The organism is Acinetobacter sp. ANC_7682 (genome assembly GCF_056779795.1).
On the sequence record NZ_JBWYIQ010000033.1, the window covers coordinates 1 to 12,712 of the forward strand.

The 12,712-nt window shown below is 38.4% G+C and carries 11 protein-coding genes; 6 read left to right on the plus strand and 5 right to left on the minus strand.

Annotation, left to right across the window (positions count from 1 at the left end):
* The first annotated feature begins 200 nt into the window (after positions 1–200).
* The gene (locus AC1M9D_RS11730; RefSeq protein ID WP_481612241.1) at positions 201–902 is read left to right on the plus strand and encodes a hypothetical protein; all 702 of its coding nucleotides are present in this window, start codon (positions 201–203) and stop codon (positions 900–902) included.
* A gap of 51 nt (positions 903–953) precedes the next feature.
* Here the strand turns inward: AC1M9D_RS11730 and AC1M9D_RS11735 are convergent, their stop codons facing one another.
* Positions 954–2,657 carry a M61 family metallopeptidase gene (locus tag AC1M9D_RS11735; RefSeq protein WP_481612242.1) on the minus strand — a complete coding sequence of 568 codons (1,704 nt, stop codon included), beginning with the start codon at positions 2,655–2,657 and terminating at the stop codon, positions 954–956.
* A 179-nt stretch (positions 2,658–2,836) separates the two neighbouring features.
* On the opposite strand from AC1M9D_RS11735, the gene AC1M9D_RS11740 reads away from it, so the two are divergent.
* From AC1M9D_RS11740 to AC1M9D_RS11755, 4 genes are all read left to right on the plus strand, one after another.
* Positions 2,837–4,147, plus strand: a complete 1,311-nt coding sequence (locus tag AC1M9D_RS11740; protein WP_481612243.1) for a D-alanyl-D-alanine carboxypeptidase family protein — start codon at positions 2,837–2,839, stop codon at positions 4,145–4,147.
* Between the two features lie 122 nt (positions 4,148–4,269).
* Positions 4,270–5,556: an NAD(P)/FAD-dependent oxidoreductase gene (locus AC1M9D_RS11745; RefSeq protein ID WP_481612244.1), complete on the plus strand. Its 1,287-nt coding sequence runs from the start codon at positions 4,270–4,272 to the stop codon at positions 5,554–5,556.
* A 135-nt stretch (positions 5,557–5,691) separates the two neighbouring features.
* Entirely contained in the window at positions 5,692–6,174 is a 483-nt protein-coding gene (locus AC1M9D_RS11750) for an FKBP-type peptidyl-prolyl cis-trans isomerase (protein WP_092767151.1), read from the plus strand.
* 130 nt (positions 6,175–6,304) lie between these two features.
* Positions 6,305–7,717: a cryptochrome/photolyase family protein gene (locus AC1M9D_RS11755; RefSeq protein ID WP_481612245.1), complete on the plus strand. Its 1,413-nt coding sequence runs from the start codon at positions 6,305–6,307 to the stop codon at positions 7,715–7,717.
* Here AC1M9D_RS11755 and AC1M9D_RS11760 read toward each other — a convergent pair.
* Both AC1M9D_RS11760 and yaaA read right to left on the minus strand, forming a co-directional pair.
* Entirely contained in the window at positions 7,704–8,339 is a 636-nt protein-coding gene (locus tag AC1M9D_RS11760; protein ID WP_481612246.1) for an HD domain-containing protein, read from the minus strand. The genes AC1M9D_RS11755 and AC1M9D_RS11760 overlap by 14 nt on opposite strands.
* Positions 8,340–8,372: 33 nt before the next feature.
* A complete protein-coding gene (yaaA, locus tag AC1M9D_RS11765; protein WP_481612247.1) occupies positions 8,373–9,152 on the minus strand; it encodes a peroxide stress protein YaaA in 780 nt (259 codons plus the stop codon).
* 123 nt (positions 9,153–9,275) lie between these two features.
* Here yaaA and AC1M9D_RS11770 point away from each other — a divergent pair, with 123 nt between their 5' ends.
* Entirely contained in the window at positions 9,276–9,905 is a 630-nt protein-coding gene (locus tag AC1M9D_RS11770) for an alpha/beta hydrolase (RefSeq protein ID WP_035267316.1), read from the plus strand.
* Between the two features lie 67 nt (positions 9,906–9,972).
* Here the strand turns inward: AC1M9D_RS11770 and AC1M9D_RS11775 are convergent, their stop codons facing one another.
* The gene (locus AC1M9D_RS11775; protein ID WP_481610807.1) at positions 9,973–10,347 is read right to left on the minus strand and encodes a hypothetical protein; all 375 of its coding nucleotides are present in this window, start codon (positions 10,345–10,347) and stop codon (positions 9,973–9,975) included.
* Positions 10,348–10,458: 111 nt separating this feature from the next.
* Entirely contained in the window at positions 10,459–12,705 is a 2,247-nt protein-coding gene (locus AC1M9D_RS11780; RefSeq protein WP_481612248.1) for a bifunctional prephenate dehydrogenase/3-phosphoshikimate 1-carboxyvinyltransferase, read from the minus strand.
* Positions 12,706–12,712 lie beyond the last annotated feature (7 nt).

A 12,712-nucleotide genomic window follows, 5' to 3' on the forward strand; every position in this document is an offset into this window, starting at 1 on the left:
CGGAATTAGGTCGACCACTTACCCAAGTTACGCCTTAAATTTGGCTCAATTAGGGGCGCTTTGCATTTCAAATCTTTGTGCAACAAAGCCTTTTTTTGTTAATCATTTATGACACAAATTTAGCTCACATTATGTGAGCTTTTTTTTCTTTATTAATTTTAAAAGTTTAATTATCCTATTCAAAAGAATAAGGATTTCTTATGAACATAAAAAAAGCTTTCCTAAAGGCTATTACGCTTCTTTTATTTTTATCAATTCTTTACTACTTCTTTTATGCATTGAATGAAAACAAGTTATCGCACTATTGTGATAACTATATTTGTCTTGAAATCTTATCTTTAGCTGAATTTCTTGGGATAATCACAGCTTGGATCAGCCTATATTTCGTACTGAAGTCCCTAGAATCATGGAAAGATGCCTATAAATTCCATAGAACAATTGAAACTTTATCCAAGTTTGAAGAACTCAAGATTATTTCAAATCAATATCACACCATCTTATACCAATTAAAAAACTCACTCATCCGCGCTAAAGGTTATGAATTACACAGCTCATTTGATTTAGAAGAGCAAAAATACGAAGATAAATTCAATAATCTGTATTACTACGACAAATTAATAAATCTTCAACAGTGGCTTAATCAAGAAAAAAATGTGAACAAGCATAAAGATTTTAAAGAAGTTTTAAGAACTTTTGAAACTGCTATAGATTCTGCTCATAGACTTGTTTCAGAAGCTCATTTAAGTGAGGTAAATTATGGTCAAAATTACGCTACAGAAACCGACATAAACAGAAGAAAAGAATCTATAAAAAAGGTTCAAATTGCTTTTGAAAAATACTCAAAAGACAAAACAATATTTGAAAAGCGTTTGGAAGTTCTAAGACGAAAACTGGAGTTATGAAAAACCCATAGCTAAGCATGGGTTTTTCATGAACTTTATAGTCTAAGCAAATTAAGCTTTAAGCCATTTCTCAACTTTAGATTGATCGGAAACCTTAAGATCTACTTCAGTGAGTTCACTACCACCCGATTGAACTTCAAATTGCATTAATTCATCACGACGGAAAGCATGCACATTAAAAGTACCTTCCAATTTTGCATACTTGTCGAGTTGTTTAGTGGTCGCCTTCAAACCATCAACTGCGATGATAATATCATGAGCAGAAAGCCCAGCTTTAACACCAGCGCCATCACGACGAGCAGACTGAATTAATACACCTTCAGGTTTATCTACAAGTTTTAAACCAAATGGTAAAGATTTATCATGCTTTAAAACATAGTCTAAGCCAAATTCAGGGAACAATTGATCAAGCGGTAACTCATCCGTGGTATTAATCAAATGATTAATTTGTTCAGACCAATCATCACCTGTTAATTCCTGACATAATTCATAGATGGTACGTTCATGAACCTGTATACCCTTTTGCGCATTTTCATACAGCTTACGCATCAATGCATCAAGACTTGAACCTCTTAAACGTAAACCTAAATCTAGACACAGCGCTACTAAGCAACCCTTGTTATAGTAACTTGTGCCAGCATTGTTAGAGTTTTCGTCTTGACGATAGAATTTGACCCATGCATCAAAACTTGACTCTGCAACAGTTTGAACAAAACGACCTGGATTTTGCAAATAACGATCGATCTGCGCCTTTAACAACTTCAAGTAAGATTCCTGAGAAATCACACCACTACGCAGTAGAATCAAATCATCATAGTAGGACGTAAAGCCTTCAAAAATCCATAACAAAGAGGTATAGCCCTCTTTGTCTAAATCATAATTCACAAAATTTTCAGGGCGAATAAATTTCACCAACCATGAATGAAAATATTCATGGCTACACAACCCTAAGAAACGCTGATAATCAGCGGAAGGTTCAACAGGCTCATTGGACTTAGGTAGATCATCACGTGGAGAAATCAAACTGGTTGAGTTCGGGTGCTCTAAACCACCATAACTGTTACCCGTCGCGATGGTCATAAAAGTGTAGTTTTCAAAAGGTGCTGAACCAAACATGGATATTTCTGTCGCACAGATTTTCTCAATATCTTGTTTCATACGTTCGACATTCATCACATGTTTGCCAGAAACCACAAACTCATGTGGTATACCATTTGCTTCAAAAGCAAAACGAGTTTGATCTGCAAGTTCAAATGGTGCATCAATCAATTCAGCGTAGTTTTTTGCCTTAAGCGTATAGCGACCACGCACTAAACTTTTAGATGCCAATCCTGTAGCGAGTTGGAAATGTTTCAATTCATCTGGCAAAAATAACTCAACTTCTACCGCTTTATCTTCTTGTCCTTCTAAACCTAAACACGCACAAGCAGGATTCACATATAAGCGTGTTTCATCAACATAAGCACCACGTACTGAGAGGTCGTATGCATAGACGTCGTACTCAACCGTAATCAGCTCAAAATCAGTATTAAATAACTGCCACTTATTTTTTTCATTTTTACGTATCTTGAGTATTCGACCATCCTCATCATAAGCACGAACAGACTCAATATGCTTAGAAAACTCTCGAATGAGATAACTTCCAGGAATCCAAGTTGGCAAGCTCAATACTTGAGTTGGTTGAGCAACGAAACGAACAGTAACGTGAATGAGATGCTGACGAAAGTCGTCAAATTCGATCTGATAATGCAACATAATGTCTTAATTGAGAAACTATAGAACCAACTTGTATTTAGATTAGCATTTTTTTACTTGGAGTTGCGCGATTCGTATTAATTGTCTACAAATCTGACTAGAGTTTCAGAAAAAAAAGGCATAGCATGCGGTGTGCTTGATGATCTATGCCATTGGATTGGCTTATATAGGTAAACCCGTTGAAACTTTACTCCGCTCTACTCGTATTTTTTAGTTTTTTTATAGTAAATATCACACATGCTTCTTTATTCGAAGTTGCACCAGAAAGTTTAGAAGCTGAAGCATGGACTGTCTTAGATCCACAATCAGGTCAAGTCATTACTGAACACAATAGCCATGTCAAACGTGCACCAGCTTCGTTAACCAAAATGATGGTGGCTTACATCGCGCTGAAAGACATTCAAGCGGGTAAAATTAGCAAAAATGAAGTTATTACTGCCACACCAGTTGTCAATGTAGTTCAATGGGATGAGTCTCAGATGTATCTGAAGCCGACTCAACAAATTACGATTGATCAGCTTTTCGCAGGCTTAATTATCATGTCTGCCAACGATGCTGCTGTCACATTGGCTGAACGAATTTCAGGATCAGTGCCTGCATTTGTTCAACGCATGAATCAAGAAGCCAAAGCGCTTGGCATGAAAGATACAAACTTTGCCAATCCAGCGGGCATTACAATGGACATGCACTATTCAACAGCGCATGATTTAGCCGTGCTCGCACAAGCGCTCACCAATGAAACACCCAATTACCTTGATTACTCGAAACAGCAAAGCTTTACTTACAATCAGCATTTTCACCGTGCAACGAATATCTTACTAAAACAAGATGCCACTGTTGATGGTTTGAAAACAGGGTTTACTCGTGCTGCAGGCTATAATCTTGCACTCACTGCGAATCGACCAACTCAACAATTTGACCTCAATCAAAGAAGACTTATTGTTGTGGTACTCGGTGCTCAAAGTGGCTTCAAACGCGCTGAAATCGCACATCAACTTTTAAACCTATCCTATGCTTATACACGCAATGAAATTGCAATTAAAAATAAGCAACTGATTGCTGAACTCCCTGTAGTCGCATCTACCTTAAAAATGTTCAGAGTCGAAACTAAAAAGCCAAGTATCGTGACGACCTCTTTGTATAACGCGAATCAAATGATTGATATGCGTAATTTTGACAATCAAACTCATCGTTTGATTCAAACAGATGCGTTTGGATTCACTTCAGCTCTTGAGCCTTTACAGCAAACTCAAACGCATATGAACGTCGAGCTACTAACACAATCATTAACCGCACCAATCGCGCAAATTCAACAGTTGGCACGTATTCATATCTATCAAAATAATCGACTCATTCAAACGGTATTGATTGAAGATGAACTTCAAATTGATGAAGCATCATGGTTTGAAAGTATTTTGAATTGGTTTAAACAATTATTTAGTTTTGGAACTAGCAGTACAAGTCAACCAAAAATCTATCCTTTAAACTGATTGCAGTTTTTTATTGTAAATCTGTAACTTGTAATACAAAAAGAACAATTCTTTTAAAAAAGAGATGGCATATTAACCCCATCTCTTTTTTATTTATGACGCTATAAAAATAGGAATATTAAATGTCAAATCTTCATCATATTGTCATTGTGGGTGGTGGTGCTGGTGGCTTAGAACTAGCAACACAACTGGGTGACACGCTGGGCAAATCGAAAAAAGCAAAAATTACATTAGTTGACCAAAAGCTTACACATATTTGGAAACCACTTTTACATGAAATTGCAACAGGTACGTTAAGCCCTAGTGATGAAGAAACAAACTATTTTGGTCATGCTGCGAAGCATCATTATGAGTTTGTATTGGGTAAATTCGAACAATTAGATCGTGCAGCCAAGACCATTCAATTGCTCAAACCTGTTGCATCGACCTATGACCAATCTACTGATCATTTAACGCTAAGTTATGACACTCTTATTCTGGCGGTTGGTTCGGTTTCCAATGATTTCAATACTTCAGGTGTGCAAGAACATTGTCACTATTTAGATAATCCGAAACAGGCTGAACAGTTCCAGCAGCATCTACTTCATCTTTATATCGAAGCTCAAAATAATAATGACCATCGTGAGCTGCATATTGGCATTATAGGTGCAGGTGCAACTGGCGTTGAGCTTGCAGCGGAATTAGTTCAAGCCAAACAAAACTTCTTTAAATACGGTCTTAATAAAATTGACCCTAAAAACGTCAAAATTTCACTAATTGAAGGTGCGGATCGTATTCTACCGGCTCTTTCTGAAAAAATGTCAGACCACAGCACTAAGCAGCTTAAGCGCATGAATGTGGATATTTTAACGTCTAAGCGTGTCGAAAAAGTGGATGCTGATCAAATTTACTTTAATGATGGAAGTTCAATTCCAGCACAATTAAAAGTTTGGGCTGCAGGCATTAAAACTCCAGCAGTGATTCAAAAGCTAGAAGGCTTCGAAAAAGATCGTATGGGTCGCTTACACGTATTTGCGACACTCCAAACAAAAGCAGATCCGAATGTTTTTGCTTTCGGTGATTGCGCGTACTGTATTTTAGATGCCCGTGAAACAGCTTTAGGGCCGCGTGCACAAGTTGCAAGTCAACAGGCTGCTTTCCTCGTTGATGCAATGAAAGCGCGTATTTCAGGAAAATCACAACCGATGTTCAATTTTTCCGACAAAGGTTCACTTGTGTCTTTAAGTGAGAATAAAGCAGTCGGTGAATTACTTGGTCAAGTCAATGTTCAAGGATTTGTGGCGAAGTCGATGTATGTATCGCTTTATCGACTGCATCAAGCCACGATTTATGGTTATGCACAGGCAGGGTTACTCACAGCCAAAGATTTTGTGACCAGAAAAATAGCACCTAAAATCAAATTGCATTGAAAAATCTAAAAGACGCCCCAATGTAATATTTAAGCGTTATAAATTATCGAAACTGCATATTTTTTAGAAAATTGTCTACAAAAATTGGTTTTCACTTTATGATGTACCCTTAAAATATTTGAATGGATCATTAACATGACAGTTATTGCAAATGACCTTGTGGTTTTATTTAACTATAAATTGACTAATGCAGAGGGTGAAACTCTCGATCAATCTCAAGGTGAACCACTTGCATATTTGCAAGGCGCTGGCAACATTATCCCTGGCTTAGAAAAAGCAATGTTAGGTAAAACGACTGGTGACAAATTCACAGTAACGATTCCTGCTGCTGAAGCTTATGGTGAGTACAACACTGATTTAGTTCAAGAAGTACCTAAACAAATGTTCCAAGGCGTAGACAACATCGAAGCTGGTATGCAATTCCAAGCGCAAACTGATGATGGCGTTCAAATTGTGACTGTTAAAGCTGTTGAAGGCGAAAACGTAATCGTTGATGCTAACTTCCCGCTTGCTGGTCAAGACTTAACATTTGATGTTGAAATCGTTGAAATCCGTGAAGCAACTCAAGAAGAGTTAGATCACGGTCACGTTCACGGTGTAGGTGGTCACCACCACTAAGATCTACGGATTTTAGGACAAAAAGGTGAAGCTTCTGCTTCGCCTTTTTTTATGCAAAAAATTACAATGCTTAACGATTTAAATGATTCAAATTCTTATAATTTCCTGAGGCTATTTTGATATTAATCATATGAATCTCATTTGGTTTCGTCAGGATTTAAGAGTTAGGGATAACACGGCGTTAATGGAGGCAAACCGGCATGGGAATACTTGTGCAGTGGTGATACTTTCGCCTGAACAATGGAAATTGCATGATGATGCAGTTATTAAAATTGACTTTTATCTTCGCCAACTTAAATCACTTGAAAGTGAGTTAAAGCAATTCAATATCCCACTTGTAGTGGAAATCGTTCCCCAATGGGATGATGTACCAGCTAGATTATTAACTTTCGCAAATAAATATCAAATTACTGCGATACACGCCAACATTGAAATCGGCGTGAATGAGTTACATCGTGATGCACAAGTGCAGACCTTATTAGAATCGCATCAAGTAACTGTCGAGTATTATCATGACCGCACAATTTTCCCACTTGAATCAATTCGTAATAAGGCGCACCAGCCTTATCAAGTTTTTGGTGCTTATAAACGTGCATGCTATGAAATCTTGAATATCTCTGTTCCTCAACCACTCCCTGTACCTAAAGTACAGCCTCATGAGCTTATACAACGCTTTCATACCTCCAAAATTCCATCGATACATGATTTTTATCCTGATGCTCAGATTAAATATCAATGGCCTGTTGGAGAGTCATTTGCACTACAAATGCTCGAGAAATTTGTTGATGAGAATTTAGAGACGTACAAACAACAACGCGACTTTCCAAACATTGATGCAACCAGTCAATTATCACCGTATTTAAATCTAGGAATTATTTCGATTCGACAATGTTTAGCTGCAATTTTTAGTCGCTCAAATGGCAATTTTCATCTCTACTCTGATGGTCAAAAAACTTGGTTAGATGAGTTATTATGGCGAGAATTTTATCATCATATCCTGTTTGACTTTCCAAGATTATCGAAATATCAACCATTCAATTTAAACACGTCTAATGTGCCATGGCGTGACGCACCCGATGAATTAAATGCTTGGAAGTTTGGACAAACTGGGATTCCAATTGTGGACGCTGGAATCCGTCAAATGCTTGAAACAGGATGGATGCACAATCGTGTCAGAATGATTGTCGCCATGTTCCTTAGTAAGAATTTGCTCATCGACTGGCGTAAAGGCGAACAATGGTTTATGCAACATTTGATAGATGGGGATTTAGCGGCAAATAATGGTGGCTGGCAATGGTGTGCTTCAACAGGTACAGATGCTGTACCTTATTTCCATATTTTCAACCCCATTAGTCAATCACAAAAATTTGATAGTCAAGGTAATTATATTCGCAAATGGGTACCTGAATTAGCTCATCTTGATGCGAAAATCATTCATGAGCCTTATGCTAAAAATCCGAATCTTAAACTCAATTATCCAAAACCTATTGTTGATTTAAAGATGAGTCGACAGCGCGCATTAGCTGCTTTCAAATCAGCCTAACGAATGCTCGTTCTAAATTTTGTTTGGCTTGATTTTCTAAAGTGTCATGAAAATATGCTGTTTTATAAATGGATTCCATTTGATAAAAGCTATTAAGAACTTCATTTCGTTTTAATGTATAAATTTCAGAGGGTACCCAACTGAATTCTTGATGAATTTGCTGCTGATATTCTTCAAAACGTTTGGCGTTTGAACCGAGAATTGCAAGATCAATATCAAGTAAATAGTTAAGATCCGAATCAGATGCACAACGATGCTCTTTGGTCGCTAATATCCACTGATAAATTTTCTCACATCTCCTCATCTCCATGTGGGGAGATATGATATTCAGCATCAGATCAGCACTTTGTTGTTCATTATCGTGTGCCTTAGGCTCATAAATGACATCATGAAACCAAAGAGCTATAGAGACTGATAAAGGATCTTTTAAATTTGGTAGAACCAATTGTAAGTGATCCATACATTCAACGATATGCTGCACTGTGTGGTAGTGACGATGAGGCTCACTGTAATGAATTTCTAATCTATCAAGAATAGATATGGAATCCTCTGAAGATAGTTCAAGCTGTTGTGCAGTAACGGCCCAGTATCTTCTCGACTGGTTTAAATATGCATCAATCATCAGACACCTTGCCCCGCTACCGCCTATTTATTTTTAAGCAGCCTGCTCATCACGTTTAAAAACGAGCTCACCTTTCAAAGAACTTTCAGCATCGAAATAATAGCCGTCTGTATTGAATGATTTAAGATCATCCACCGTGTTAGGTTTATTTTCGATAATATAACGTGCCATCAATCCTCGCGCTTTTTTAGCATAGAAACTTATCACTTTATATTTTCCATTTTTCTGGTCTAAAAATACAGGCTTGATAATTTCTGCTTTAATTTTGCTTTCTTTCACCGATTTATAATATTCATCGGATGCGATATTGACCAATAAATCACTCTTGGCTTCTGATAAGTCTTGGTTGATCAACTGGGTAATTTCATCTCCCCAAAATTCGTAAAGATTGTGACCGCGTGAATTTGCTAATTTAGTGCCCATTTCTAAACGATAAGGCATCATCAAATCCAGTGGTCGAAGTAATCCATAGAGACCCGATAGCATTCTTAAATGGCATTGAGCATATTCTAAATCAGCTTGCGTAAGTGAATACGCATCCAGACCTGTATAAACATCGCCCTTAAAGGCAAAGATTGCTTGGCGTGAATTTGATAAATCAAAGTCTGATTGCCAATCTCTAAAGCGTTCCACGTTAAGATTCGCAATTTTTTCACTCACACTCATTAAATTGGCGATTTCTGAAGCAGACAGTTTACGACTTACGTCTATAAGCTGTTGTGAGTGGTCAAGCAATCTTGGTAAAGTATGCTCATCAGTTGGAAGTGTAGATTCATAATCTAATGTCTTAGCAGGAGAAATTAAGGCAAACATAGAAACCTGATCAAAAAACAATTAATCAAACTATAACAGTAGACTTATTTTATTTCCAATTGTGTTTTTTTTAATTATTGACGTTAAAATATACGATTCTCCTGCACGTTAATCGGTATTTTTATGTCTGAACAAATGTTCATTCAAGGCCCTGTTGGCAAAATTGAGGTTTTTGTAGATTATCCTCAGTCTGAAGTAAAAGGATTTGCGGTCGTTTGTCACCCTCACCCGCTTCAAGGTGGTACTCCTCAGCACAAAGTTCCCACTCTGCTAGCTCAAATGTTCCTTGAGCGTGGTTATATCGTTTATCGTCCAAGTTTCCGTGGATCAGGTCAAAGTGAAGGGGTTCACGATGAAGGATTCGGTGAAACAGAAGATATTTTAGAAGTCATTCGTCAAGTACGCGCGAAACACCTTACATTGCCTTTCTATGTTGGAGGCTTTAGTTTTGGTGCACATGTCATGGCGAAGGCATATCATGCACTACCTCAAGAAATTCAACCTGAACAAGTTATTCTATGTGGTTTACCAACAGCTACAGTTGCTGGTATCCGTCACTATGTTACTCCGGCAATTAAAGGTGATATTCTGTTTATTCATGGTGAGGCAGATGAAGTCACTTTATTATCCGATTTAATTGAATGGGCAAAGCCTCAACGCCATATTATTACAGTGCTACCTGGTGCTAATCACTTCTTCACAGGTTATTTGAAGCAACTTCGCGTCGCGATCACTCGCTTCCTTACGGCTTAATATAAATATTACGTGTTTCAGAAAAACCCAGTGTAGATTCTTTACATTGGGTTTGTTTTATTCCTCGTTAGGATTTCCACTCTAGCGATTGGAACGACTCGTCTTCTCTTAATGTCTGCTCTACTGCTTGCGCAAGTTGTTTAATCACACTCTGCGTCTCAATTTTTTGGAACCAATCCTGTTCCTCATCTGCATGCGCACTTATTTCACATACAAAATGTCCTTCGCCATCTGGTTGATTACAGTTCACCCCTAAAGCGATTGGGTGATCAGAGACACTGACTTCCAATTCATGCGGATTCGTATTTTGAGTGTGAAATCCATGTTGCACTAACTGTTCAGATAACAATGCTGTAACGTAAGTTTGTGCATTATCATGAGAATGACTTGAATGAGCCTTAGCGTATTTCGTTTGATCAACTAAAAATTGTAATTTTTTCATTTCCTCGTCCAAAGGCTTTTTAATTATATAGAATTAGAATAAGCAATATAAACAAAACAGCCAAGCTTTTGCTTGGCTGTTTGAAAAGAAATATACAAATCTTTGGTCGTATTATTCACTAACTTGAATAGATAAACCCGCTTGTTCAGTGAGTTGAGTAAATGTTGGGAAACTTGTTGCAACGGTTTCAGTTCCCACAATTTTAATTGCGCCTGAAGTACGCAGACCCGCAATGGAGAAACTCATGGCAATACGATGATCATGATGTGACTCAATTTCACCACCTGTAAAGATAGCAGACCAATCACCAGACTTACCTTTACCTTCAATAATAATGCCATCATCCGTAGGCGTACAATCAACACCCATTGTTTTCAATCCATCAGCCATCACTTGGATTCGATCGGACTCTTTTACACGAAGTTCAGCTGCACCAGTTAACACTGTTTGACCTTCAGCACAAGCTGCAGCAATAAATAATGCTGGGAATTCATCAATCCCTAAAGGTACTTGATCTTCAGGCATGTGGATGCCTTTCAAAGTACGAGTGCCACGAATTCGAATATCAGCGATTGGTTCACCACCTGCAATTCGTTCATTCTCGACTGAAATATCAGCCCCCATTTGCTTCAAAATTTCGATCACACCCGTACGAGTAGGGTTAATACCCACTGCCTCAAGTGTTACATCTGAATTTTCAGTAATGGCAGCACCCACCATAAAGAACGCAGCAGATGAAATATCTGAAGGCACTTGAATATTCGTGCCAACTAACTTGCCACCACCTTGCAAAGAAATACGGTTACCTTCAGTTTTCACATCATAACCAAATGCACGTAACATACGCTCAGAGTGATCACGTGTCGGTTCTGGCTCAATCACCGACGTTACACCTTCTGCCCATAAACCAGCGAGCAGAATGCCAGACTTCACTTGTGCAGAAGCCATCGGTAAATCGTAATGAATACCTTTTAGTTGCTGATTACCTGTGATCGATACTGGCGGTGTGCCACGCTCACCTGTTGTTTGAATTTGAGCACCCATTTCACGGAGTGGCTTTGCAATACGTTCCATAGGACGTTTGCTCAACGATGCATCACCAGTCATTACTGAGTCAAATTTTTGCGCAGACAACATCCCTGACAGAAGACGCATTGAAGTTCCAGAGTTACCCATATAAAGCTCACTTGCTGGAGCTTTAAGGCCATGCATTCCTACACCATGAATCGTGACTTCACCATTTTTTGGACCTTCAATATTTACACCCATATCACGGAATGCTTGAAGTGTTGCTAAGGCATCTTCACCTTCTAAGAAACCAGTAACATGGGTTGTACCTTCAGCGATCGCACCAAACATGATTGAACGGTGTGACACAGATTTGTCACCTGGCACGCTAAATTTTCCAGAAAATGATTTAGCACCCGGCAGAATAGTAAATTGCTGTGTCACAGTTTTGTTCTCCATTAAAGGTTTCTTGGCAAGCATATGGTTAAAATGTTGGCGTGCTGCTTGAGCATGTCCAAGCAATCCCATGAGTGCTTTTGAATCTTCGTTTTCAATGAGCTGTCGAATATGAGCCAATTGGTTCTCAAAGCCATCAACAGCATTCAAAATCGCTTTTTTATTGGCAAAGAATATGTCATGCCACATTTGTGGATCACTCGCCGCAATGCGAGAAAAGTCTCTGAAACCACCAGCTGCATAGCGGAAAATATCCAGATTATCTTCACGATTTGCCAGTTGCTCAACCAAATTGAATGCCATTAAATGTGGCAGATGACTTGTATGCGCAAGCACTTCATCATGCTTTTCCACATCCATACAAATTACTTCAGCTTGAGCAGCTTGCCATAACTGAATCAGTTTTTGCACTGCCCACTCTGCACTTGTTGCTAACGGCGTTAATATCACTTTGTGGTTAGCAAATAAATCTACTTTACCTGCATGAACACCAGTATGTTCAGCACCAGCTATTGGATGCCCTGGAACAAAACCTGCGGGTAACTGCTCACCAAAAACCGCAATTGCAGCCTCAACAACATTGCCTTTGGTACTGCCCACATCTGTAATTATGGTATCAGGAGTAATCACAGATTGGATCGAGTTTAATACAGATTGTGTAGCTCTCACGGGTAAAGCAAGAACAATTAAATCTGCATCAACCACTGCATCTTTGGCATCAGCATATCCGTCACTAATCAAACCTAAAGCTTTAGCATCTTCTAACGTTTGAACAGATCGCGTAGATGCCACAACATTTTCAGCAAGACCATGTGCTTGAATGACACGTGCTAAACTTGATCCAATCAATCCTAGCCCAATAAATGCAACTTTTTTAAATAAAGGTTGAGACATATCTAAG